At 57.6% G+C, this 24472-nt stretch carries 26 protein-coding genes and 1 pseudogene; 15 read left to right on the plus strand and 12 right to left on the minus strand.

Going from position 1 to position 24472, the window contains the following annotated elements; translation table 11 throughout:
- The first annotated feature begins 521 nt into the window (after positions 1-521).
- Positions 522-812, plus strand: coding sequence for a hypothetical protein (locus tag ACMX25_RS36195; protein WP_414954682.1), 291 nt, complete (start codon positions 522-524; stop codon positions 810-812).
- A 228-nt stretch (positions 813-1040) separates the two neighbouring features.
- On the plus strand, positions 1041-2240 hold the full coding sequence (locus tag ACMX25_RS36200) for an acyltransferase family protein (RefSeq protein WP_414954683.1): 1200 nt from the start codon (positions 1041-1043) through the stop codon (positions 2238-2240).
- Positions 2241-2570: 330 nt separating this feature from the next.
- Here the strand turns inward: ACMX25_RS36200 and ACMX25_RS36205 are convergent, their stop codons facing one another.
- From ACMX25_RS36205 to ACMX25_RS36215, 3 genes and pseudogenes are all read right to left on the minus strand, one after another.
- Complete coding sequence (locus tag ACMX25_RS36205; protein WP_414954684.1) at positions 2571-3494, minus strand: sterol desaturase family protein; 924 nt, start codon at positions 3492-3494, stop codon at positions 2571-2573.
- Positions 3397-3837 (minus strand): annotated as a pseudogene (locus tag ACMX25_RS36210) (SRPBCC domain-containing protein); the annotation flags it as partial. The pseudogene ACMX25_RS36210 and the gene ACMX25_RS36205, both read right to left, overlap by 98 nt.
- Positions 3838-3871: 34 nt before the next feature.
- A complete protein-coding gene (locus ACMX25_RS36215; protein ID WP_414954685.1) occupies positions 3872-4252 on the minus strand; it encodes a VOC family protein in 381 nt (126 codons plus the stop codon).
- 71 nt (positions 4253-4323) lie between these two features.
- On the opposite strand from ACMX25_RS36215, the gene ACMX25_RS36220 reads away from it, so the two are divergent.
- Entirely contained in the window at positions 4324-4710 is a 387-nt protein-coding gene (locus tag ACMX25_RS36220; RefSeq protein ID WP_414954686.1) for an ester cyclase, read from the plus strand.
- Positions 4711-4760: 50 nt separating this feature from the next.
- Here the strand turns inward: ACMX25_RS36220 and ACMX25_RS36225 are convergent, their stop codons facing one another.
- Positions 4761-5996 carry an alpha/beta hydrolase family protein gene (locus tag ACMX25_RS36225; protein WP_414954687.1) on the minus strand — a complete coding sequence of 412 codons (1236 nt, stop codon included), beginning with the start codon at positions 5994-5996 and terminating at the stop codon, positions 4761-4763.
- Between the two features lie 283 nt (positions 5997-6279).
- On the opposite strand from ACMX25_RS36225, the gene ACMX25_RS36230 reads away from it, so the two are divergent.
- Positions 6280-6972, plus strand: coding sequence for an O-methyltransferase (locus ACMX25_RS36230; RefSeq protein WP_414954688.1), 693 nt, complete (start codon positions 6280-6282; stop codon positions 6970-6972).
- A gap of 150 nt (positions 6973-7122) precedes the next feature.
- Complete coding sequence (locus tag ACMX25_RS36235) at positions 7123-7869, plus strand: glucose 1-dehydrogenase (protein ID WP_414954689.1); 747 nt, start codon at positions 7123-7125, stop codon at positions 7867-7869.
- A 124-nt stretch (positions 7870-7993) separates the two neighbouring features.
- Here ACMX25_RS36235 and ACMX25_RS36240 read toward each other — a convergent pair whose 3' ends face one another.
- Positions 7994-8266: a hypothetical protein gene (locus ACMX25_RS36240; protein WP_414954690.1), complete on the minus strand. Its 273-nt coding sequence runs from the start codon at positions 8264-8266 to the stop codon at positions 7994-7996.
- Positions 8267-8382: 116 nt separating this feature from the next.
- Here ACMX25_RS36240 and ACMX25_RS36245 point away from each other — a divergent pair, with 116 nt between their 5' ends.
- The gene (locus ACMX25_RS36245) at positions 8383-10209 is read left to right on the plus strand and encodes an ABC transporter transmembrane domain-containing protein (protein ID WP_414954691.1); all 1827 of its coding nucleotides are present in this window, start codon (positions 8383-8385) and stop codon (positions 10207-10209) included.
- A gap of 165 nt (positions 10210-10374) precedes the next feature.
- Here the strand turns inward: ACMX25_RS36245 and ACMX25_RS36250 are convergent, their stop codons facing one another.
- The 5 genes from ACMX25_RS36250 to phnA all read right to left on the minus strand — a co-directional run bounded on the left by ACMX25_RS36250 (position 10375) and on the right by phnA (position 14098).
- The gene (locus ACMX25_RS36250) at positions 10375-11169 is read right to left on the minus strand and encodes a DUF899 domain-containing protein (RefSeq protein ID WP_414954692.1); all 795 of its coding nucleotides are present in this window, start codon (positions 11167-11169) and stop codon (positions 10375-10377) included.
- 148 nt (positions 11170-11317) lie between these two features.
- Positions 11318-11518, minus strand: a complete 201-nt coding sequence (locus tag ACMX25_RS36255) for an SDR family oxidoreductase (RefSeq protein ID WP_414954728.1) — start codon at positions 11516-11518, stop codon at positions 11318-11320.
- 173 nt (positions 11519-11691) lie between these two features.
- The gene (locus ACMX25_RS36260) at positions 11692-12405 is read right to left on the minus strand and encodes an MFS transporter (protein ID WP_414954693.1); all 714 of its coding nucleotides are present in this window, start codon (positions 12403-12405) and stop codon (positions 11692-11694) included.
- A complete protein-coding gene (locus tag ACMX25_RS36265) occupies positions 12300-12824 on the minus strand; it encodes an MFS transporter (RefSeq protein ID WP_414954694.1) in 525 nt (174 codons plus the stop codon). The genes ACMX25_RS36260 and ACMX25_RS36265 overlap by 106 nt, the downstream gene beginning before the upstream one ends.
- A 47-nt stretch (positions 12825-12871) precedes the next feature.
- On the minus strand, positions 12872-14098 hold the full coding sequence (gene phnA / locus ACMX25_RS36270; protein ID WP_414954695.1) for a phosphonoacetate hydrolase: 1227 nt from the start codon (positions 14096-14098) through the stop codon (positions 12872-12874).
- 97 nt (positions 14099-14195) lie between these two features.
- Here phnA and ACMX25_RS36275 point away from each other — a divergent pair, with 97 nt between their 5' ends.
- Entirely contained in the window at positions 14196-15086 is an 891-nt protein-coding gene (locus tag ACMX25_RS36275) for a LysR substrate-binding domain-containing protein (protein ID WP_414954696.1), read from the plus strand.
- A gap of 91 nt (positions 15087-15177) precedes the next feature.
- Here the strand turns inward: ACMX25_RS36275 and ACMX25_RS36280 are convergent, their stop codons facing one another.
- On the minus strand, positions 15178-15801 hold the full coding sequence (locus tag ACMX25_RS36280) for a CGNR zinc finger domain-containing protein (RefSeq protein WP_414954697.1): 624 nt from the start codon (positions 15799-15801) through the stop codon (positions 15178-15180).
- A gap of 178 nt (positions 15802-15979) precedes the next feature.
- Between ACMX25_RS36280 and ACMX25_RS36285 the strand changes: the two genes are divergently transcribed.
- From ACMX25_RS36285 to ACMX25_RS36295, 3 genes are all read left to right on the plus strand, one after another.
- Positions 15980-16675: an alpha/beta fold hydrolase gene (locus ACMX25_RS36285; RefSeq protein WP_414954698.1), complete on the plus strand. Its 696-nt coding sequence runs from the start codon at positions 15980-15982 to the stop codon at positions 16673-16675.
- A gap of 141 nt (positions 16676-16816) precedes the next feature.
- A complete protein-coding gene (locus ACMX25_RS36290; protein ID WP_414954699.1) occupies positions 16817-17671 on the plus strand; it encodes an alpha/beta fold hydrolase in 855 nt (284 codons plus the stop codon).
- A 71-nt stretch (positions 17672-17742) separates the two neighbouring features.
- Positions 17743-18513 carry an SDR family oxidoreductase gene (locus ACMX25_RS36295; RefSeq protein WP_414954700.1) on the plus strand — a complete coding sequence of 257 codons (771 nt, stop codon included), beginning with the start codon at positions 17743-17745 and terminating at the stop codon, positions 18511-18513.
- Between the two features lie 32 nt (positions 18514-18545).
- On the opposite strand, the gene ACMX25_RS36300 is transcribed toward ACMX25_RS36295, so the two are convergent.
- Positions 18546-18929 (minus strand): hypothetical protein, encoded by a 384-nt coding sequence (locus ACMX25_RS36300; protein WP_414954701.1) that lies wholly within the window; start codon positions 18927-18929, stop codon positions 18546-18548.
- 221 nt (positions 18930-19150) lie between these two features.
- Here ACMX25_RS36300 and ACMX25_RS36305 point away from each other — a divergent pair, with 221 nt between their 5' ends.
- From ACMX25_RS36305 to ACMX25_RS36325, 5 genes are all read left to right on the plus strand, one after another.
- Complete coding sequence (locus tag ACMX25_RS36305; RefSeq protein ID WP_414954702.1) at positions 19151-19846, plus strand: GntR family transcriptional regulator; 696 nt, start codon at positions 19151-19153, stop codon at positions 19844-19846.
- A 59-nt stretch (positions 19847-19905) separates the two neighbouring features.
- Positions 19906-21174, plus strand: coding sequence for an S-methyl-5-thioribose kinase (gene mtnK, locus ACMX25_RS36310; RefSeq protein WP_414954703.1), 1269 nt, complete (start codon positions 19906-19908; stop codon positions 21172-21174).
- A 95-nt stretch (positions 21175-21269) separates the two neighbouring features.
- A complete protein-coding gene (gene mtnA, locus ACMX25_RS36315; protein ID WP_414954729.1) occupies positions 21270-22349 on the plus strand; it encodes an S-methyl-5-thioribose-1-phosphate isomerase in 1080 nt (359 codons plus the stop codon).
- Positions 22346-23017 (plus strand): L-fuculose-phosphate aldolase, encoded by a 672-nt coding sequence (locus ACMX25_RS36320; RefSeq protein ID WP_414954704.1) that lies wholly within the window; start codon positions 22346-22348, stop codon positions 23015-23017. Before mtnA ends, ACMX25_RS36320 begins: the two co-directional genes overlap by 4 nt.
- 258 nt (positions 23018-23275) lie before the next feature.
- Entirely contained in the window at positions 23276-24385 is a 1110-nt protein-coding gene (locus tag ACMX25_RS36325) for a sugar ABC transporter substrate-binding protein (RefSeq protein ID WP_414954705.1), read from the plus strand.
- Positions 24386-24472: the final 87 nt, after the last annotated feature.

Consider the following 24472-nt stretch of genomic DNA (forward strand, 5'->3'; position numbering starts at 1 on the left):
TTCGTCGATCACGCTCACCACGCTGTTGTTCGAATGCAGGTCAATGCCGCTATAGTTCATGATTGCCTCCTTCCGGTTAAAGCGGTTTGGCAAACTCACTTTAACCCCGTCGCCCTGTGAACGGTGGTCGAAATCCGCCACTAAACGGCGGCGTGTGTTTTCCGGGAACGAATTTGAGCAACGCTTGAGCAAAATGTCTCGTAGCGGGGTCAAGGGCAAGCGCAGCTTGGCGCAGCGAATCCTTGACGCCGCGAAGGGACAGAAAACTTGTATTGGGTGCGACCGAGGTCGCACCCATAAAAGCGCATTCTCGCCGCCGTTTAATGGCGGTTTTGCACCGCCGCTAACACGCCCGTCAGGGCGGCGGCAGGAGGTCCGCTAGATGATTTTCAATTAAAGGTCATTTCGTCAGCGATATCGTGCCCATGGTGAGAAGAACATTCATTACGTTTTTGTGTGCTGCATTGTTCGTTGGCAATGTAACGGCTTCGGAGCAGTCACAAAGACCGCCGGGGCCGGTAATGATGGTTCATTTCGATTACTACCCCAAGGACCGGCAGAAAATAAGCGCGCTGGAGCATCGGCTAGAACGTGCGATAAAGCGTGCGGGCGCTGGCGAGCTTGGCGAGACTGAGTTTCATATAGACGGCAATGATGGCTATTTGTATATGTACGGTCCCGATCCCGATCGACTCTATGCAGTGACGGGTCCAATCCTGAAGTCGTCCAGACTGATGACCGATGCCGAAGTCACGAAGCACTACGGCTCTCGCACCGAAACGTTCGTGATACACCGAGCCGGCACGCAATAGCGACGCACCTGTCGCACTCGAACGCGTCGCTCACAGCCGACTGCTCACGCGAATGTTGGCCGGCCGCGTTTTAGAGAATGGTCCAAATCCAATTTTGGTTCGTAAGATGCGTGCCGCAGCGCACATCAGGTCGTTTTTACCAATGCTAGATTGAGGGATGTAAATGGCGGTAAAAACGAAAAAAATCAGGATTGTTTATTCGTCTTCAAAAAATAAAAAGGCCAACGAATGTCCGCGACACATAATAGATTTGACGCGCTCGACGGGCTGAGAGGCGTTGCCGCTATCGCAGTAATGATCTCCCACTTCAGCCAGGAAACGGTCTTCAAAAACGCTTATGAAGCGGTCGATCTGTTCTTCATGTTGAGCGGTTTCGTCATCGCACATTCTTACGGTGTGCGCCTCTTGAACGGCATGACAAGTACTGAATATGTGAGCAGGCGCCTGATCCGCCTGTACCCAATGTTGCTGATTTCCTTGCTGATCGCGCTGCCGGTTTTTATCGAGGCGGGAGCGGTAGGTTTATCGAACTATTCGGTCCGAAATGTTGCCGCCGCGACGCTCGATAATTTTTTTCTCGCTCCCTATCTCGGCGATTTCGGCGCGGCCAGCATGACCAGCATTCAGTCGGTACCGCCGGCGCAACTCACCATAGCCGCCATTTTTCCCAGTAACCCACCGGCGTGGTCGCTGTTCTTCGAGGTGCTCGCAAGTCTCGCGTTCGCGTTTGTTGTGCGCCTGAGTACTCGGTCGATATTCAAAATAATCGTCTTCAGCGCCGTCATGTTCGTCGTATTCAGCGCACTGACGGTCGTTGAAACGCATGGTCACGGGTTTGCTGATTTCGAGCAAGGCTGGTCCAGCAGCAGGCTTGACGGCGGGTTTTTCCGGATCGCGTTCGGGTTTATGGCAGGCGTGTTTTTGTACAACGTTAAAAGTGCGAGCGCCAAACCGGTGAGGGCAATGGTGCCTCGGGTGTTTGCAAACATCTACGTGCTGTACGCGTTGGTACTGGTTTTGTTCTTATTCCCCATGTCGCTGCGCGGCTTGTATCCGATGCTTATTATTTTCTGCGTCGCGCCGTGGTTGGTATTGTTCGGGTCGACGGTTCAGTGCACGTCCCCGGTTGAAATACAAATAGCCCGATTCCTTGGATGGCTCTCGTATCCTGTTTACCTGCTTCATTACCCCATAGGACAGGCGGTATATATGGTCACGGGAACACCGAACGCGTCCGCGCCGGCGCCGATGTTGGTAGCAAGCGCCATTACGATTGTGAGCGCGATCATCTTGACGAAATTCGTTGAAGAGCCGGTACGCAATTTTCTTTCTAAACGATTTGTGGGCCGGTCTACCGCGGTGCCTGTCATTTCGTTAGACGCCGCAACGTTAGACGCAAGCATCCTAAGCGACCAGACGCCTGTTTAACATGGTGTGGTGGGGTTTGACACCACGTTGTTGCAGTTGCAGGTACGTGGTTCAAATGGCGCAGCGCTAGCTCCGACCGGTTGCGCTGCGCCGACTGCTCTGTATTCTTGAATAACCAAGAGAGGTTCGTCGCGTGTTGGAGTCGAGCCCACAGGCCGCATTCTTTGAATCGCAGGCATAGAAGAAGTGACCTAAGAATTCCTATCCATCGTCGATGAGCGAAGACATGGATACGAGTAGAAATGTGAGACTTCCATAAGGGCTGGATTACCAGCCCTTATGCATTAAGAAAAGCGCTGACTGCGTGGCTTGCCTTTTTTGGAAAACCCGTCACCGTCCCTGCGTGCTGGCTGGAACCGCGCGGCGTGCGGCGAGGTTTTTTTGACGCAGCGCTTCGGTTGTTTCGCCTGCACCGTCAGCGCGCCAGCCCGGCGGCAGCATCACATAACGAATCGCAGTCCGCACGCTGCCCGCCGTCACGACATCTCGGGCAAGGCTGACCCAGTGTTCGAACTCGACGACCAACGGATTGCGAGAGCGCGTGGGTGTCGTGAGACCGTAACGGCACGGTTCATCAGCGCGTTCTTCGACATACGTGCCGAACAAGCGGTCGAATATGACGAGCACGCCGCCGAAGTTCGCATCGAGATAGTCGGTATTCGATGCATGGTGCACGCGATGTGCAGATGGCGTATTGAACACATATTCGAGCCAGCCGAGTTTCGGGGTCCACGTGTTATGCAGCCAGAATTGATAAAGCAGATTAAAACTTAGCGTCGCCAGCACGATTTCCGGACGCACGCCAAGCCATACAAGCGGTGCGAAAAACATCGCTGAACCGGTCAGCTTTCCGGTCAGCCCAAGCCGGTATGCGGACGAAAGCGTCAGTTGATTCGGCGAGTGGTGAACGGCATGCGTCGCCCAGAAAAATCGAATGCAGTGCGACGCGCGGTGGTACCAGTAGTAGCAAAACTCCTGGCCGATAAAGAGCAGGAACACCATCAGCGCGCTATTGATCGTGACGGTGAAAATCCGATGATCCCAGGCAAGCGCGAAAATCGGCGTCGCGAGCGAAAGCGGTAGCAGTGCGAGCAGTTTGCGACCCGCCACATCGGCCAGTGAAATCCATACTTCATGCCAGTCGAAAGGCATCGCGCTATTGCGCTGTTTGCGGGTGAGTATGCATGCCTCGATCAGCGAGACGGCGATGACGAACAACGTCGCGCAAAGAGCGATTTTTCCAGTGGTAACCATGATGGACAGATAACCGGTTGAGATTGGACGCATCTTTGCGGGAGAAGGCCGTTGTCGCGTCGGGTGAAGCTAATGTAATGTGCGGTCCGGTTAAAAACCATGCGTAAACTATGTCGCCAGATGTCGCGGAATTCGGTTCGTAACAGGTGACGGTAATGATCGCGGACGGCGGCCCATCGCTTTGTTCGCCGTTCCCGGCATTTCTCCATGCCAGTCTATTCGGCTTGTCGACGTCGATAAAGACGAAATTCATGTGGAGTTCATGTCCGTCAGGAACGCGCATCACGTGGTGCCAAAGGCCGCCGGGACGTACGTCCATTTCGCATACCGGATTGGTGACGCCGGCGCCGCACCACCATCACGCGGCCAACTCACGTTCAACTCAATGGCCGGGCGAAACTGAGTTCGTGTCCGTCCGGGTCCACGATATGGAAATAGCGTTCATTCCAAGGTGCGTCGCGCGGTGTGAACGCAGGTTTAAATCCGGCTGCGAGCGCCTTGTGATACATCGCATCGACTTCCGACACATAGATGATCACCCGGCCCCACCAGTTGATCGGACCATGCGTCTCTACGGTCAGGTTGAGAAACGACCCGCCCGCGGCGAATGAAGTAAACGGTTCGTTCTCGCCGCCGTGCAATAGCGGGAACCCCAACGCCTGATAGAAGTGCACGGCGCGCCGCATATCGCGCGTGGAGAACGTGATGGCACTTAAGCCTTCGATTAGCGGTTCGGTTCCGGAAGGTGGCGAGTTCATAGCGGTAGGTGGTGGATTTCAACTCATGCTATTTTGGGGCAAGAGTCTTTTAAAAAGATAGGGTTATTGCCATGAATGAAAACGACCTTTCCACCGTCTATCGAGGCTACATTGCGTGCCTGAACGCGCAGGACTGGCCCCAGTTGGGACAGTTTGTTCACGGCGACGTGTACCACAACGACCGGCAGTTAGGCTTGTCAGGTTATCGCGAGATGCTGGAAAAAGACTTTAGCGATATTCCCGACCTGCAATTCAACATTCATCTGCTGATTGCCGATTCGTCTCATGTCGCCAGCCGATTGGAATTCATCTGTAGCCCGAAGGGAAATTTTCTTGGCCTGCCGGTGAACGGAAAGAAAGTTTCCTTCACAGAAAATGTGTTTTATCAATTTCGCGAAGGAAAGATCGAACGAGTATGGTCGGTCATTGACAAGGCCGCTATTGAGGCTCAGCTCTAGCGCGATGAGTTACCGAAGGCGGCAGGCCGTCGCTCATTGTTGTCGGTCAACTAGTTTAGCGAGTTTCGCTGAACCTTGAGGTTGGTATCGAAGAACTTCAGCGCAGCATTCCCGATGTACGCGTGCAAGCTGGTGCGGTCTACGCCGGGCGCATCGATACATGCTTCCGGCCACGTATCCCTTCCATCCTGATCGCATTCGTTAGCGAAGATTTCATGGTCGACAAGGCCCGGCATCACATCAAGCTGTGCGTGGGGAGCGTACTTCGCCGCGAATTCGGCATTATCTTTAGGCGGCGCCTGCGTGTCCCTCGCGCCCACGATGATATAGGCGGGCACCTTCAGTTGAGCAACCCCTTGCTCGTCCATTCCGAAACCCGGCAAGTCGCCCGGCGCCATCGCGAACACTGCCTTGACGCGGCTGTCGGCCACCTTGAGCGCCGGCCCGGCGTCGAGCGGCAAGTCCTTGCGCAGTGACGCGGGCACAAGCTCGTTATTTTTCCAGGCGCGCTGGTAGGCGAGGTACTTGTCCGCGTTCACCATTGCGCCGCCAATCCAGAGCGAGGTGAAGCCGCCCTGTGAATGGCCGGCAACACCAATCCGGTTTGGATCGATATGCGGTCCCCAGGCTTTATCGTTCAAGAGGAACGTGATGTCCTTGCTGATGTCGACAGGGCGCTGCCAAAGCTTGCTCCTCGTGTACATGATTGTTGCGTCGTACGTGTTGGCCCGATAGTGATAAAGCGTAGCGACGATATATCCGTGCGATGCCATATATTCCGCAAACCATGCATAGTAAAGTCCGTTGCTGCCATGCCCGTGCGAGAACATGATGAGTGGACGCTTTACATTGTCGGACACCACCTGGGCGTTCTTGTAGAGGTGCAGGTTAGTGAAGAAAACCATGTGCATGGGCTTGTCGGCATTGCTAAGTAAAGCTGGATAGAACAGCGTGAGCGCCAGATGGCGGTTGCCCTGCGCCGTGTCGACGTATTCCAGCTGTTTCATCCCGACCGGATAGAGCGCGCCGGGCTGGATGGTTTGCGCGTACGTCATCGCGGACCACATCGCTATGCAGCAGGAAAGGAGCGCCATTGCAGGACGTATTAATTCGCGTTTCGCTAGCAGAGCAGGGTTCATTTTTGTGTTCTCCCGACAGCCAGATTGACCTGTGTTGAATCTGCTTTGTAAGCAACAGTGTGAGCAGGACGCAAAGAGCCCATACGCTAAGACATAAGCAAACAAAAGCGCGAACGGTATGAAGGTATTGCGGAACGGCTGACGCAAAGAACGCTTCGGCCCCGACGCTCTTACTGAGCGCGACGGGCGTCCAGACTATTCAAGGTACCTAACGGAAGTCTGCTAGCGGACAGTAATGTCAGTGTGCGCCGAATTTTGGGCGCATGTAAGCCTTCAATTACAGCGTAGGCGGTGCGAGCTGCCAGTCAATTAATCCTCGTCGTTCGCACAATATTCTTGCGCTCGAAACGTCTTCATTCCCAGGGACCTGCACAACGGTCCCAACTTCCGGACATGACATTCCTTTAGTTTTTCACCAGAGGCCTGACTGATGAACGCCGAATCGAACGTAGAAGCGATAGAAAAATTTCTTCGTGAAGCCAGAACGCCCAAGGGCGAAAGTCCTCTTCAGGATCCACAGGTCAATGCTGTAATCGACCGGGTATGGGCGTCGCAGCGCTATCCGGAAGATGGCGGTCCGCGTGCCAATCCGAGCTGTGATCCCGCTGATTATGCCGACTACGGCTTTTCGATATTCCCTGCCCAAGGCGATCTGATCTACCTGCTTTGCCGCGCTATGCGTGCAACGAGAGTGGTGGAGTTCGCGACTTCGGTCGGATTGTCGACGCTCTATTTCGCTGCAGCAATGCGTGATAACGGCGGGGGAACGGTGATCGGTTCCGAACTGGTTCCTTCGAAGGTGCTGACCGCAAGACGCAATATCGACGAAGCGGGATTGAGCCGCTATGTGGACATTCGCGAGGGCGACGGACGGCAGACGCTGAAGGATCTTGGCGGTCCGGTTGACTTCGCGCTCATCGATGGTTGGCCGCTAGGGTCGGGACCATCGCTCGCCCGGCAGGTTATCGAAATCGTGGCGCCGCAGATTCGGATCGGCGGATTTTTGATGAACGATAACGGCGAGCCGGACTATATGGAATTCATTCGAGATCCTTCAAACGGCTTTCTGTCTGTCAAATTGCCCATCAAAGGCGGGACGGAACTCTCGGTCAAAATATCCTGAGCTTCAATTGTTCGTCAAATCCATCCAGTCAATTCGTTTTGCGCCGCTTTATCGCGGCCGAAGAGATCTCTACATTCCTTCCAACGCAAATCGATTGGTCGCAAAAACAACCAGTCGATTCCGGTAGCCAATCTCTTCAAGGAAACGATCATGAGCAAGCTCACAGGTAAGGTAGCCGTTGTTACAGGCGCATCCAAGGGTATTGGCGCTGCTATTGCCAAGGCACTCGCAGCAGAAGGCGCTTCGGTAGTCGTCAACTATGCAAGCAGCAAAGCGGGTGCCGATGCTGTTGTAGCAGCAATTACGGCGGCCGACGGCCGGGCAGTTGCGGTCGGCGGCGATGTGTCGAAGGCAGCGGACGCGAAGGGCATTATCAACGCGGCCATCGAAAACTTTGGTCGCCTCGACATCCTGGTCAACAATTCAGGGATCTACGAATTCTCGACGATCGAAGAGATCACTGAAGAGCACTTCCACAAGCAGTTCAACACCAACGTCCTAGGCGTGCTGCTTACTACGCAAGCGGCCGCGGGTCATCTGGGCGAAGGCGGCAGCATCATCAATGTCAGTTCGGTCGTCAGCCGCATTACGCCGCCGGCAAGTGCTGTCTACAGCGGTACGAAGGGCGCGGTCGATGCGATTACCGGCGTGCTGGCGCGCGAACTCGGGCCGCGTAAAATTCGCGTGAACTCGATCAATCCCGGCGTAGTGGTGACCGAAGGTACCCATAGCGCAGGGATAATCGGGTCCGACCTCGACGCATGGGCGCTCACCCAGACCCCGCTCGGACGATTGGGCCAGCCGGACGATATCGCGTCGATCGCCGTGTTTCTGGCGTCGGACGACTCGCGCTGGTTGACGGGCGAACACATTGTTGCGAGTGGCGGAATGCGCTGATCTGGATGAGCGATTGATAGATCGGTAGATTGGTAGTTTGGTAGTTGAGCCCGGCGCGGACCTGTTGTGGTCCCATCGTCGGGCTCGAAATTTTGCGGCCACTGCATCTGTGATTAAACGATCGCTAGCGCCGGCCGCTGCGGCCCCACACGTAGCGCACCCAACGTTGCCATCTGCCTTTCGGCGGCGCGACGGCGTTGCGCGTTGCCTGCTCTTTGCGATCGCGTTCGAGGCTCTTCTGAACCTGTTCATGGATCTCGCGTAGCGTCAGGCCACCGGGGCCCTTGAGTTTGTCGGGATCGGGATTGTCTGTCATGAGAATGGCTCGTTCCGGATAAGTCGACTCGATCTTGAACCAGATGAGCTGTCGCGGCAACCACGCGGCAGATAGTCTCATGGAACTGACGCCGCGGAATACACGCTCGAACAATCAGCGTCTGGCTTTGACTATTCCGTCTTCGAACTTGCGGCACTGGCACAATCGAGGAGCCCTTCGATCCACTTGGAATCACCATGCCAGATGCTGTCCCGTCCTTACCGCCTTCACAGTCTCCGCCTTCGCGGGCCATAGGTCCTCTATTCGCGCTGTTTCCGTTCCTGCGGCCTTACGCCGGGCGATGGGCGCTCGCTTTCCTCGCGCTGGTGACGTCGGCGGGTGCCACGCTGGCGTTGCCGGTGGCATTCAAATACCTGATCGACCGCGGTTTCGCCAGTGGCGACCGGGCGCACATCGATCGATATTTCCTCGCACTCTTCTTTGTCTCGCTGATACTGGCCGGCGCCACGGCGGCGCGTTTCTACCTTGTGTCCTGGCTGGGCGAGCGGGTGACGGCTGACCTGCGGCGTGCGGTCTACGACCACGTGCTGGAGATGAGTCCGCAGTTCTTCGAGACGACGCAGACTGGCGAGGTGCTGTCGCGGCTCACTGCCGACACCACGTTGATCCAGGCGGTAGTGGGCACCAGCCTGTCGTTGGGATTGCGCAATTTCTTCCTGCTTACCGGCGGCGTGACGATGCTGGCGGTGACCAGTCCGGTGCTGTCGGCTTACATTATCGGCACGCTGGTTGTAGTGGTCGCACCGATCGTTATATTCGGCCGGCGCGTACGGCGGCTTTCGCGCGCGAGTCAGGAAAAGATAGCGAATGCCAGCGCGGTCGCGGGTGAGGTGCTCAATGCGATGCCGACGGTGCAGTCGTACACGCAGGAGCCGTTCGAAGCGCGGCGGTTTGGCGGGGCGGTGGAGTTGGCTTTTGAAACCGCGCTCACGCGAATTCGGGCGCGCGCCTTGTTGACCGCGGTCGTGATCGTGCTGGTGTTCACGGCGATTGTGTTCGTGCTGTGGCTTGGGGCGCAGGCGGTGCTCGCCGGGCGCATGACGGCGGGGCAGTTGTCCCAGTTCATCCTCTACGCAGTGTTCACGGCGGGTGCGGTCGGGGCCGTTGCCGAGGTATGGGGCGACCTGCAACGGGCCGCGGGCGCCACTGAGCGGCTGCTGCAACTGCTCTCGGCGCGCTCACCCGTGGTGGAAGCCGAGACGACGGTGCCGTTGCCCACTCGCGGCGAGGGCATCCGCTTTGACAACGTCAGCTTCTCGTATCCGTCCCGCCCCGGCGTCGCCGCGCTTTCAAGTCTTTCACTCGATGTCCGCGCGGGTGAACATGTCGCGTTGGTCGGACCGTCCGGGGCAGGCAAGACCACGCTGTTTCAACTGCTGCTGCGGTTTTATGATCCGCAAGCCGGCGCCATTCTGATCAACGGCGTGGCCACGCGGCAAGTGCCGCTGGTTGAGTTGCGCAGGGAAATTGGGGTCGTGCTGCAGGAATCGGTGATCTTTTCGGGCAGCGTGCTGGACAACATTCGCTACGGCGCGCCCGAGGCCACACTCGAGCAAGTGCAGCGCGCTGCTGAGATGGCGGCTGCGGCTGGTTTTATCGACGAGTTGCCGCAAGGCTACGACACGTTCCTGGGCGAGCGCGGTGTGCGCCTCTCCGGCGGACAGCGCCAGCGCATTGCGATCGCCCGGGCGATTTTGAAGAATCCGCCCATCCTGCTGCTGGACGAGGCCACCAGCGCGCTCGATGCGGCAAGCGAACGGCTGGTGCAAAAGGCGCTCGATAACGCCGCGCAGAACCGCACCACGCTGGTCATCGCGCACCGGCTGGCTACGGTGCAGCAAGCCGACCGCATTGTGGTGATGGAACACGGCCGCATTGTGGCGCAAGGCCGTCACGCCGAGCTTCTTCTGAGCTCGCCGCTTTATGCGCAGTTGGCTGCCCTGCAGTTCGGCGAGCAGCAAGGACAGAGCGGCGCCGTGCGGGATCATGTCGGTTCTGTGTGAGGGAAGCGGACCGTAAGCGTCCGCCGATAAGTGGAACGCTTACGCTGGCCCCGAAGCGGTAGCACGAGGCGAGGGTGCGCCAGTCGTGGACCTTCGCTCTACGACCGACCTTAGCCGCTTACATTAAACGTCGTTATCCTTAGCATCTAACGGAACAACCCCGGATCACGGCTTCGGGCTCGCGTCCTGGTTCCGGAACGCGGCCTCTCCGGCATCTGATACTTCAACCCACTTCTTGTCGGGCACCGCGTCTGCGACGTAGCTGTCGTGCCAGTTCCACCACTTATAGGTTGCTGTCTGAGGGTATCCCTCGGGGGCGTCCTCCCAAGCTTCCTGCCGGCCCAGCGGCGTGATGTCGAGGTAGTTCCAGGTGCCGCCCATCTGCTCGTCGCCGCGGTTGTTGAGAAAGTAGGTGCGGAATACGCGGTCGCCATCACGATAAAACACGTTCGTGCCGTGCCACTCATTTACGCCGAAGTCGGTATCGAAACTGTCCGTCAACGTGAACCACGGGATCTCCCAACCCATCCGCGTCTTCAGCCGCGCGATGTCCGCCTGAGGCGCGCGTGAGACGAAGGCGAGGGTGGTGTCGCGGGCGTTCAGGTGGGCGACATGGGCGACCTGATCCGCCACCATGGAGCAACCGCGGCAGGCGTGCTCGGGCCAACCGAATACGCCTGGCTCGAAGAAGGCGCGGTAGACGATCAACTGACGCCGGCCGTCGAACAGGTCGAGCAAGCTGACCTTGCCTGCAGGCCCCTTGAAGGCGTATGAAGTCTCCACGGCCATCCACGGCATGCGCCGACGCTCGGCGGCTAGTGCGTCACGGGCGCGGCTGTGGGCCTTTTCCTTGACGAGTAACTGCTCGCGGGCCGCGTCCCACTCTTGGACGGACACGACCGGTGGCGTGTTCATCACAGGCTGTCCGTCTTTGCGTTTGTTCTCGGATGGCGATGTCATGGCTTTGCAATCTCCTTGTTCGGACCGGTTCCCGCGCCTCTGTGTTGCAAGCGCGGATCCATTCGCTACTGGGAGATAGTTTGGCACCGGGAAACGAACGTGGGGAGTAACAAGCGTGGCGGTATTTCGATTCAGGCAAGCCTTTTCTTCAGACCTGTGTCATGCCGCCATCGATACACAACTCTGCCCCCGCAATGTAACTGCTGTCAGCGGACGCGAGGAATAACGCTGCAGTCGCCACCTCGTCGGGCAGCCCTGAGCGGTTCAATGGGATCCGACTGGTTAGCGAAAGCCGCATTTTGTTGCTTACGTTGTCGAACATCGGTGTGTCGATAGGACCGGGGCTCAGCGTGTTGACCGCCGGTGGCGGTTGAGTACTCGATCACCCCGCTAGGGCGGACGCTTCAGGACCCATTCGTGGCCCTTATATCGTGGGCGGGAAAGTATGGGGATAGCATTGAACAGGCGCAATTGAGCTTTGATGAGGGCCCGTTTGAGCGGGGCGTCACGCGACTGCTTGCATCAGCGCCTGATCAGCATCGACATGACCGCGCTCGCCGCGCACAGTCCCGCGACAATTGGAAAGATGATTGACGTATTACCGGTTGAGTCAATCATGTGGCCGATGACCGGCTCGACAATGCCGGCGAATATATAAGACATGGTATTGAGCACGCCCGTTGCCGTGCCTGCAACGCGGCGTCCAAAGATATCCGGGCATAGCGCCCAGAACGATGACGCCGGGCCGAAGACAAAAAATCCGCACAGGAACAGCAGGGCAATTGCGAGCATGCTTGCGTGCGGCACGAACACCATGAAGATCGCCGTGGTTGACGCCAGCACCATGTACCAGACGATGGCAACGTAGCATCTCCCCTGAAACAGCACGTCGGAGATCCAGCTATTCGATAGTGAGCCAAGCGCCATCCCTATGGGCAACGCGACCGTGATCCACTTCGGATCAATTAGCGCTGAAGAGTTCTTCCAGTCCATGCCAAGAAAATGTACCGGCACCCAGACGACTAACGCGTATCGTGCTGCGTTCTGAAAACCAATGGCCAGCCCGGTGATGTAAAGCTTCCAGTTTCGCAGCACGAGTGAATACCGCCGTGCGCTGGTCAAATCATCCTCTACGACCGGCGGCGGGGTGCCGCCCGCGGGTTCAACGGGATGCAGTTGTTTGTCTTCAGGGCGCTCCGATACAAACAGCAGCAAGACCAGTGCGCCGAGTAGCATCTGCCGGGCGCGAAACCCATCGATTGAAAGTAGCCGTTCGCGCCCCATGCAAGCAGGAAAAACCAGAATGTGTGACCGAAGCTGAAGACCCAGTTCGCCGCTAGCGAGAGAACTGCGCCGGCAATCATCATTGCCTTGCCGCCGAGTTTATCGCCGAGATTGCCGTTGATGAACTGGCCACCCGCATAACACCACAACATGGTCGCGCTGATCCAGCCAAGCTCGTATTTTGACAAACCGTAGTCATGCTGGATGCCGGAAACCGCAAAGCCCAGGGTCTGGCGTCCGGTGTAATAGAAGAGATAGCAGAACGTCACGCCTATGAGCGCACGCCATTTGTACTGGGTAAAAGAGGCGAGTTTATATATTGGTTGGCATTGCAAAGCATCGGGTAAGTCTGAGGGTGTATCTGAGGGCATGTCTGTCTCCGTGCGGCGCGCAGTCTTCGCTGCGCTAGCCGGTTACTTTATTGACCGAGGCGGTTGAGCGCGATATCGATAACGTCAAAATTGCGCAGACGACGGGCGCCATCGAGGTCAATCACTTTGCGGTTGAAAATGAGCGGCACTTTTTGCTCGGACATCCCGCCGTGTGAACGCAATGGCACGGTCAATCCAGACAAGTCGTGTTTCTCGGCAGCGCTGCCGAGTACCGTCAGACGTTCCCCGAGCACCACGAGATCGCCAATCCGATCTTCTGGCACTTCAAACTTCTGGCTCGCTTGCGAGCGCGTAAAGACCGCTTCAATACCCGCAGTGCCGGCGAGAAACTCCGTGACTTCGCGGCGGCGTTCTACATCGCTTAAATAAATTGTTGCATAGGATCCAAGCGCGCCGTGATGCACCACGTAGGGGTCTGTAATCGGCAGGATCACGCGCGCGAACTGCGCGCCGTATCGGGCGTCCAGAAGGTCTTGCAAAAATACGATGTTCGGCCGGCCGATGGAGTCAGTCTTTGCATTCATCCCGTGATCGGCCGTGATGGCCAATACCGCGCCTTCCTCGTGATAACGTTTGAAATAGCCGTCCATCATTGAGTAGAACGCATTGGCTTGCGGCGTGCCCGGCGCGTACTTGTGCTGTACATAGTCGGTCGTCGACAGGTACATGAGATCGGGGCGCTCGTTCGTCAGCAACGAGAGTCCCGCGGCAAAAACGAATTCCGAAAGCTCCGCGCTATACACGGGCGGCACCGGCATGCCGACCCTTGCCACCACGTTTTCAATACCATGTTCCGCGAGGCTCACCTCGTCGGACTTTTCAGCCGAAAAGCAGATCCCTTTGAGCTGATGTCCAAGCAGGCTGCGCAGTTTGTCCTTTGCCGTCACCACCGCAACGCTCCGGCCGGCGCGAGCCAACTCGGCAAGAATAGTGGGCGCGCGAAGGTACTTCGCATCGTTCATCAGGACTTCCTCTTTCGCTTCCTGATCAAAAAAGAAATTTCCGCAGATGCCGTGAACGGATGGCGGTGCGCCCGTCACTATCGACAAATTGTTCGGGTTGGTGAACGACGGCACCACGCAGTCTCCCGTCAGCACCGTGCCAAAGGTGGCCAGTTCTGCGAGGAACGGAGCCTTCCCGGCCTGGATGGCCTGATTGATGTATTCCTGTTCGCATCCATCGACGCAGACAACAATCGTTGGCGCCGACGGCAGCCGATAGGATCGGGAATTAACGTTGATAAGTTCAGTCATGGATCACCTCTCTCGTTGAGCTTGGTGCCAGCGTATGATGAGTATCTTTCTCACACAATCGCTAAAAACTAGCCGTACCTGTGCGTAAAAATCACACATGAGACAAAAGCTTCCACCGCTCAATGCGTTGCGCATATTCGAAATCGCCGCCCGTGCAGGAAGTTATTCGGCCGCAGCCCGGGAATTGAACCTGACCCACGGCGCAGTCAGCAGGCAGATAGCGAGTCTCGAGGACTGGCTTGGCCAGCCCTTGTTCGTGCGCGAGGGACAAAGCATGGTGGCGTCTCCGCACGCCCGGGCGCTCGCCAGCGAAATCAGCGCCGCGTTCGACCACATTGCGGACGCCGCTGAACGTTATGGCAAGAACCGGCATGTAAAGGTCATCCGGGTCAGCGCCTCGGCCACGGTCGCGATGCGCTGGCTGATCCCCCGGTTGCCTTTGTTCGCTGAGATATGCCCGGACGTGGATGTGCGCGTTTCGACCGCGATGTCGACGGAGCCCGCGCTCAGGGGAAGTTTCGACGTTGCAATACGACGGGACGTACCGAGTGGCGGCCAATTTCAGGCGTGGCCGCTGTTCCGGGAATCGAACACCGTGATTGCGAGTCCGGCGCTGCTCGCCCGTTCGGGCATCACGTCCGTCGAGCAGCTTGCTCAGGAGACCTGGCTGTCGAGCGAAACCCGTCCGGGCGACTGGGAGGCGTGGGTGGAAGCGGCGAGCCGACCTATGCTCCGGGCGAGTCGCACCTTACGCTTCGACCATTTTTTTGTGACCTTGCAGGCTGTTGCAGATGGGCTCGGATTCGGCATAGGTCCGTTTCCTACACTTGAGACTGATTGCGCGAGCGGCCGGTTGCAGAAGCCATTTCCCACTTTGCTTTCGCCGGGTTCAACCTACTACGCGCTGGTGCCGCTCGATGCGGACAAGCCGGTCCATATGAGGGCGTTTGTCGATTGGCTGCAATCGGTTAGCACGAGGGACGAGTGAATCACTGTGCCTTTAAATGCCGATCCTTCTTGGGCCCCGTCGCTCTTTGCATAAGGGATCAATCCGGAATTAGTTAGGTATCCGGATAACATTAACCTTGCTCCTTGATCCGATTCCGATGCGCCGCTTGCTTCGCCCGGTTACCGCATGCTGCCATGCTGCACCAGCGCCGCGCGTGCCCCCGCGTGTGATCCGCAAACAGCAGCGTGCAGGTTGGACCTTCGCATGCTTTCACGTAAGTAAAGTCCTCCTGGCACACTAGCTTCGCCAGGATTTCTCCAATCGGCAAAAGCAATGATTCCGGCGAACTCCAACGCCGCGTGCGTTCAAACGTAAGAGCACCTGTCGCAGTTTCTTCATGCGCGACGATTTTCCCAAACGCTTCATCGCGTGCAAGCAGCAGGTTCAGAGGTTCCAACTTGCGCAGATCCGCAGCCCCCAGCGTCCTGCCCTTGCGCTCACGGACGAACACCCTGAACCATTCGCGCAGACTGCGCGCCTGATCCGCCAGGCGATCCAGTTCGCCGGGCATCGCGCGCTCGCGCATCGTGTGCAGCACATCCACGGGTATCAGTTTCGACTGCTCGAACCAGGCCAGCAGGCCCTCGCCATCGTCGATCCAGTCGATCGGGACGTCGACGGGTGTCGCTATCGAATTCAAAAAATCCAGGCCGGGCGAGTCGGCTATGAACATTGCGGGAAGTTGCTGCGGCATGGCTACCTCAATGGAATTCAAGGTGGATCAAAAATAACCTTCTAAATCACTGTTGACAGGTTATCACAATCTCGAATAACCTTCTCAAATGCATTGAAAGGGTTACTTCACCTGACGGTTAGCTTGCTGCGATGACGCCGGCCCCAGACAGGTTGCCCATGACCACAGGAGAGAGAAAATGGCCGAAAGCGATGTGAAAGTTGTGTTGGTGCCCGGAGCGTGGGCCGACGGATCAAGCTGGAGCAAGGTGATAATCGGACTCCAGTCAAATGGTATTAACGCGGTTACTGTCCCAGTGCCCTTGACGACACTGGAAGATGACGTTGCTTCCCTTGACCGAACCCTGGAGCGGATCGACGGACCTGTTGTGCTGGTGGGGCATGCGTATGCCGGCGCGGTCATTGGCGCCTCGCGGGATCCGAAGATCAAGGCGTTGGTCTACGTCGCCGCGCTTGCCCCGGCGGAGGGCGAAACGGTCGCCGATGTGTTCTATCGAAACGAGCCGCACTCTACGGCGCCCAAGCTTGCGCCCGATAACCACGGTTTGATCTGGTTGCCCGAGGAAGCGTTTGCGTTGGCCTTTGCACAAAACGCTTCGGCGCAAGAGTTGGCGGTATTGGCCGCGGTTCAGCGTCCGATCTCGCCGGCTTGTATCAGCGTTCCAGTCGGACGCCCGCTTTGGAAGGACGTGCCGAGCTGGTATCTGCTGGCGGAGGAAGATCACATGATTGTCGCGGAGACCCAGCGCTTTATGGCCGAACGCATGAAGGCGCGGGTGAGCGTGCATCAGGTCGACCACACGCCGATTATCACTGCACCGGATTGTGTGGTTGACCTGATTCTTCAGGCCGTGCGTGAAGTGCGTGTTTCATAGATCGAGAGAAAGATCGAGAGTTTCGTTGTAGCGGCAGGACTCGACGCATTCAACCCAAAGGGTTTGGCGTTCATGTCTATGTCGTCGCTTTATCGCCGGGAGCATGTGGCGCAACTGTAGGACTCAACGAGGAGTATCACCATGACTGGTATCACGTACCGTACCGCGGATGTCGATGGATTCAACGTCTTCTATCGTGAAGCAGGGCCTGCGGGCGCACCCAAGCTGCTGTTGCTTCATGGCTTTCCCAGTTCCAGCCACATGTTCCGCGACCTGATCCCGTTGCTGGCCGATCGCTTCCATATCATCGCGCCGGATCTCCCCGGGTTCGGCCTGTCCGACATGCCGCCTCGCGAGCAGTTCAAGTACAACTTCGACAACATCGCCAACGTCATCGATCGTTTTACGGAAGTGGTCGGATTCGATCGCTTCGCGGTGTATGTGTTCGACTACGGCGCACCGACGGGTTTGCGGATTGCGGCCAAGCATCCCGAGCGCATCACCGCGATCATTTCGCAGAATGGTAACGCGTACGAGGAAGGCTTGAGCGACGGATGGAACCCTATCCGTGCGTATTGGCAAGACGCGTCCGAGAAGAATCGCGAAGCGCTTCGCGGCTTCCTCGCGCCGGAGACGACACGCTGGCAGTACACCCATGGCGTGCCCGATGAGGCTGCAGTCTCGCCGGACGGTACCGCGCTGGACAACTTCTACATGACCCGCCCGGGCGCCGACGAAGTTCAACTCGATTTGTTCGGCGACTACAAGAGCAATGTGGCTCTCTACCCGGCGTTTCAGGAGTACTTCCGCACGCACAAGCCGCGGTTTCTGGCGGTATGGGGAAAGCACGACCCGTTCTTCCTTCCGCCGGGCGCAGAGGCGTTCAAGCGGGACATTCCCGATGCTGAAATCCGCTTTTACGATACCGGCCACTTCGCCCTGGAAACGCATGCGACAGAGATCGCTGCGGCGATGGGTGAATTCCTTTCCCGATGATCGGAGTTCTTGCGAAAGGGTAGTCGTTCACGACTGGAAGCGAACGCCTTCATATACTTAGGAGAATTGAAATGTCGAACAAAGTCGCTCTTGTTACGGGAGCTAGTCAGGGTATCGGCTTCTCGACTGCAGTCCGTCTCGCACGGGATTTCGGGTCGATCGTATTGGTTGCGCGCAATCGCGCCAAGCTTGAGAACACGGCTGCAGCCGTCAGGGAGGCCGGTGCGGAACCCCTCGTGATCGACCTGGACCTGTCCGACCGTTCGTCGGCGAAAGAGGTAGTGGAACAAACACTCGTCAAATTCGGGCGCATTGACGCGTTGCTCAATATTGCAGGCGCTGTGCCTCAAATCGACGTGTTGGAGATGACGGACGAGCAGTGGGATGCAGGCATGGCGCTGAAGTTGCACGGCGCGCGTCGCCTGACCATTGAAGCCTGGCCCGCACTCATGGCTTCGAAAGGTTCCGTTGTCTTGATCTCAGGGAATTCGGCGCTCTTTCCCAAAGCACCGTACGCGGCGGTTGGGACCATCAACGCGGCGATCATTGCGCTTGCGAAGGCGTTTTCTGACAAGGGGATCACGGACGGCGTGCAGGTAAACAGCGTGATGCCGGGGCCCGTGATGACAGGGCGCAGGCGCTCTTATCTCGAGCACTGGGCGCCGCTGCACAACATGACGGTCGAGGAGGCAACCGCCAGGTTCCCGGGCGAGGTGGGGATCACGCGTTACGGTGAGCCTGAAGACATTGCGGAGTTGATGGCATTCCTGGTTTCACCAGCGGCCCGGTGGATGACGGGCTCCGCCATTCGAATGGACGGCGGCGAGGTTAAGTCGATTTAATCAAGTCGATTTAAGAACGCTGGCCCTCGTGCTTATCCCGTTGACGGCGTGGGCTTCGCGCCACGCCTGCGGGGTTTTGGCTCGACCCCCACGCGCGGATCGCGTGCCAGCACGAGCACCGTCATCCGCTCCGCTATGGTTTCAAATGCCGGATCGTCTTGCTGTACGTAAAGCCATTTACCCAGCACCGGATGCGGTTGCAGCGCGGGCATTTCGTCCATGAGAGCGGCGTGGCGGTCTTGCGATGTACACACCAGCAAGCCGTTCCACGGCGGGTCGCGATCAGCCGCGACCAGACACAGCAGACCGTCGATATAGGCAGCGTCGCTGCCAAACATCCGTTTGCCGATGTAGGTTGAATCGTCCTCGAATGCTTCGAAGATCCAGGTGAGCGAGTTACGGATTGAAGAGGGCATTAGCGCGAAGTCCTCGGGGGCGGGCGTGATTTAAATCCCCAATCATAGGTCATCCGCGAAAGGCGACGCACATGACGCAACGTCATGGCCGCCTCGCCTTAAGGCCGCAAATCACTTCCCAAAAATCAGGGTAAGTCCTGAAGAAAACATCAGACGTCTGATGTATCTTGCACTAAACCAACGCAAAAAAACGAATCATGCGCCTCAGTGTAGAGCGATCGATGAGCGAGAAGATACAGGAATCCCTGCGCGCCATGATTCGTGAAAGGGCTCTGAAGCCAGGCGATCAAATCCCCACCGAAATAGAACTATGCGAGCAACTCGGCGTAGGTCGTTCCAGTCTGCGCGAAGCCGTGGCGCAGATGATTTCGCATGGGCTTTTATCGCGTATCCAGGGGCGAGGCACGTTCATCAGACAAATTTCGCTGAAGCTGGAAGGCGGTCTGGATGATCTGATGTCCGTAACCGACATGATCAAGAGTGTCGGGGCGGTTCCGTCGACCAGCCGTTTGCAGATAGAACCTATTGCGGCGTCAGAAAATCTCGCGCAAAAACTGGCGTTGCAAGAAGGTGACCCGTGTGTACGAATCGAGCGGGTCCGGTGGGCCAATGACGCCATAGCAGCGTATTGCATCGACATCGTGCCGAAGGCGTTATACGACAAAGCCGACAGCAATATGGGGGAGTCCCTGTTCGCGATGTTCGAGCGCACCGGGGTCCGCCTGTCGCATACGCATAGTTCGATTCAACCGACGATCCTGACCTCGCGGGATTTGCCTGAACTGCGGGAGGGAGTGGGTCTATTCCTGTTGCTGGATGAAGTGGATTTCGACGATACCGGCAAACCCATTTGTTACAGCAACGACTACTACAACACCAGCATCTTCAAGTTCGATCTGGTGCGTAAGCGCCACTAAAGCTGCCATTAGCCTGCCACGCGAAGTCAAGCCCGAGGAAGTCTGTGAAGGGGGAATCGATGGAATTTGAAGCGTTGAATTCTGCTCAGCTGACGGCCTACCTTAGTGGCGTTCCGGCGGTGCGTGCAATGCTCGGCAATACGAACGAACTGGACGTAGTCGAAGTCGGCGACGGTAATCTGAATTTCGTTTATTTCGTCAGCAATGCTCAGGCACCCGAGAAAAGCGTGGTCGTCAAACAAGCACCGCCTTTCCTGCGGCTGGTGGGAACGAGCTGGCCGCTGACGCGTCAGCGCATGGAGCATGAGGTCGCGGCGCTGCGCCGGTTCGGCGCGTTGTGCCCACAACACGTGCCCGAGGTTTATCACGCGGACAGTGAGCTGTTCCTGATGGTCATGCAGCGCTTGTCCTCCCACAAGATCTTGCGACAAGGCTTGATGGAAGGCACCGTTTATCCAAAGCTTGGCGATCACCTCTCCACCTATCTGGCGCATACGCTGTTCTTCTGTTCTGATCTGTTTCTGGCGCCGCATGTGAAGAAGGAGGCCGTTGCGGCGTCGATCAACAGCGAGCTTTGCAAGATCACGGAGGACCTCGTTTTTACTTATCCGTTCGAGGATCATCCGTCAAACATTTACAGCCCGGCCTTGCCTCGCGCTGCGGTAGAACGGCTCAGAACGTCGGCGGCGTTGCGCATTGCCGTCGCGGAAATGAAATGGGCATTCATGACGCGTGCGGAGAGTTTGCTGCATGGCGACTTGCATACCGGTTCGATCATGGTCAATCAGGACGAAACGTTCGTCATAGATCCGGAGTTCGCTTTCTACGGTCCCATGGGTTTCGATGTCGGCGCGATCCTCGCGAATCTCTGGTTGGCGTATTTCTCTCGCGACTGGCATGGACGCATGGAGGGTAAAGATCCCGAGCACTATCAAGAATGGCTGCTCGAGCAGGCTGCGCAGATCTGGAACGGCTTCTCGATCAAGTTCCTGAATCTCTGGCGGGATCATGAGCGCAGCAGCAGACAGCATTTCATTGGCGACGATCCTGACGAAGCGTGCTCGGAAGCATTCCGAACCCATTTCATGCGAAGGCTTTTCGCGGACGCACTTGGATTCGCCGGCTGCAAGATGATTCGCCGGATTGTGGGCATGGCGAAGGTCGCGGAAATCACGAGCATCCCCGACGAAGCCGTGCGCGCAAAGATTGAAGTCCGTTGTCTGCGGTTTGCTGAAGCGTTGCTTGTACAACGCCAGCAGTTCGACGGTATCGACGAGGTCCTGGCTCACGCCAGGACCGTCCGGTCGCAAAGCGAGGGGCTGGCGTGACCTATGTGAGCCCGCTAACCACAGCCGATGCCGGTCAAGCCGGCGAACGTCCTGATGCAACGCCGCTCACGACAATTTTTGAATCTGGAGAACTCATGGTTTTGCAGGCGGCTTTAGAAGCCCTTCCCGCGACGCTTGCCTGGCAAGAGGGTGGTTTGCATCTCCTGGACCAGACGCGTTTGCCGCAAGCCGTCGTGGTCGAGCGAGTGAGCGGAGTAGAGGACGTATGGCGCTGGATTCACGAGTTGCGAGTGCGCGGCGCGCCGGCGATCGGGGTGGCTGCAGCGTATGGATTGTGTGTGGCGATGCAACCGCTGCAGCACCTCTCCATCGAAGATTTTCAGTCGCAACTAACTCAGCAAGCCAGCTTCCTCGATTCGGCAAGGCCGACGGCCGTGAACCTGAGCTGGAGCCTCAAGCGCATGCTGGCCGCTGCGCAACGCTCGGCGTCGCAAGACTCAGGCACGCTGTACAAGGTGCTGGTTGACGAGGCCATGAAGATTCATGCCGAGGATCAGGCGCTTTGCGCCGGCATCGGTGAGCATGGAGTATCCCTGATCACGCCCGGCTGCGGCGTGCTGACCCATTGCAACGCGGGCGCATTGGCGACAACAGGTATAGGCACCGCGACGGCACCCATCTACATGGCTCATCAGCAAGGCGTGTCCTTCCGTGTCTTCGCCGATGAAACCCGGCCGTTGTTGCAAGGCTCACGCCTGACAGCGTTTGAACTGCAAAGAGCGGGAGTGGACGTCACGCTGATCACCGACAGCATGGCGGCGTCCATCATGTCGCAGGGCTTGGTGGACCTGGTGATTGTCGGCACGGACCGGGTGGCCGCTAACGGTGACTTCGCCAATAAGATTGGCACGTTGAGCGTGGCCATTGCCGCGCGTCATTTCGGCATACCGTTCTACGTTGCGTGTCCGTCGTCAACGCTCGACCTGCTGACAGCGAACGGGTCGGACATAGTGATTGAAGAGCGGCAAGACCATGAGGTGACGCACTTGGCTGGGCATCCCACCGCGCCTGTCGATATCAAAGTGCGCAACCCGGCCTTCGATGTCACGCCTCATGATCTTGTGACCGGCTTCATCACCGAACGCGGGATTGTGCAGCAGCCCTTCGATAGAAACTTCGCCGCGCTGTTTTCATCGAACGGGGGTGCGTTGTGAACAGCACGCCGGCTGCCGAGACCGCATTGCGACGAGAGGTCATCGAGACCGCCCTCGAAATGCAGCGCCTTGGGATAAACCAGGGGACCTCCGGCAACATCAGCGCGCGATGGCAGGATGGTTTGCTGATTACGCCAAGCGGTGTTCCCTATGCGGAGTTGCAAACGCAGGACATCGTCTGGTTGCCGCTGGACGTGGCCGATGATGCAGCGGTGTTCGAGCAAAGCCGGCCATCGACGGAATGGCGGTTTCACCGCGACATCCTGCGTTCACGGCCCGAGATCAACGCGGTCGTGCACACCCATTCGAATGCGGCGACCGCGCTGGCTATCCATAGTAAAGATATTCCTGCGCATCACTACATGGTGGCGGTCGCGGGCGGCAATTCCATTCGATGCGCGCCGTATGCGACCTTCGGAAGTCAGGCTTTATCGGAGCATGCCATTGCCGCTTTGAAAGACCGCATGGCGTGTTTGCTTGCTCATCATGGCGTGATTGCTATTGGACGTGATCTCGCCCGGGCGTTATGGCTTGCCAACGAAGTGGAAGTCCTCGCGCAGCAGTATTTGCTGGCTTGCCAGATTGGGACGCCGCCAGTCTTGTCCGATGAAGCGATCAACGAGGTCATTGAGAAATTCAAGGGATATGGTTTGCGCGAGAAGGTTTGAACGGGATGGATGTGCTCCAAATCTGCAACGGTTGCTTGCGATTTTGGGGATGGCGCGCTGCGGTTGGCGAGGATAGCATTCGACCAGATAAGACTGTATTTCGCTAGACTGAATATCGTTGAGGAATATCGCTAAGTTCTGGCTCGTCCGCTAGCTGGAAACTTGTCGATCGAAGTGAAAGAAGATGCAAGGGAATCTCAATCTTCTTTTAAGACTTACGCTAGAACTCACTTTATAACTTACACAAAGGAGACGGTTATGGCCTGGAATTCAGAACGGTTCGACAGATGGACGAAGGTCGGTGCATCGACGGGAGCGTTAGTGTTTTGCGCGGCCGCGGCGCTAAGCGGTTGCTCGAAGAACGAGTCGTCGACTACGGCATCGACTGATGCGGGAGCGAGCGCCGCGGCCAGCGACGCAGCAGCATCCGCGCCCGCCGCAAGTGTGGGCGGCGGCAAGGTCAAGGTCGGCTTTTCTGTCTCCACGCTGAACAACGCGTTTTTCGTCGGATTGAAAGCAGGGGTCGAGAAAGGCGCCATGGCGCAAGGATTCGATCTCGTCCAGACCAATGCCAATGGCGACGCGCAGCAACAGGTCAACGACGCCATCAACCTGCTAAGCCAGGGCGTAACAGCACTGGTGCTTAACCCGATCGATTCGAAGGCGATCATCCCCGCTGTCGAGAAAGCCAACTCCATGGGCATTCCCGTGTTCACGCTGGACCGCGGCTCGGACGGCGGCAAGGTGACATCGTTCGTGGCGTCGGACAACGTGGCGCTCGGCGCAACGGGCGCGAATTGGATCGCTGACCAGTTGAAGAAGCGTTATGGATCCGCGAAGGGTAACGTGGTCGACCTGATTGGACTGGTCGGCACCACGGCTGCCACGGACCGCGAAAAGGGCTTCAGCGATGCGATCGCCAAGTACCCGGACATCAAGGTGGTCGCCCGTCAGGAAGGCGGGTTCGATCAGGAGAAGTCGCTGAATGCGATGACGAACATCCTGCAAAAGTACCCGCAGATCGACGCCGTGTTCGGGGCGAACGACGACAATACCGTGGGTGCGGAGAAGGCGATCGACAACGCCGGGCGTTATAAGCCGCTCGGTGACAAAGAGCACATCATGATCATTGGCGCGGATGGCACGGCACAGGCGCTGTCTGCCATTCGCGCGGGCAAGCAGGACGCGACCATTTCGCAGAACCCGATCGAGATGTCGGCGAAGGCGCTGAGTTTCATCGCGGATTACAGCGCAAAGAAACCGGTCCCGGCGAACTATGCATGGCCGACCTTGCTGATCGACAAGAGCAACATCGACTCCGATGAGACCAAGAAATATGGCCTCTGGTCGGAGCAAGTCAGTCAGTAAGCTGCTCAGGCGCGCTCTTGCACATTCAGGAGCGCGCACTCGCATGTGAATGTGCACGTGATATCGAGTGATGTTCATCGATATCCA

Origin of the sequence: Caballeronia eucalypticola, from assembly GCF_047608185.1 — a bacterium.
GTDB lineage: Bacteria > Pseudomonadota > Gammaproteobacteria > Burkholderiales > Burkholderiaceae > Caballeronia.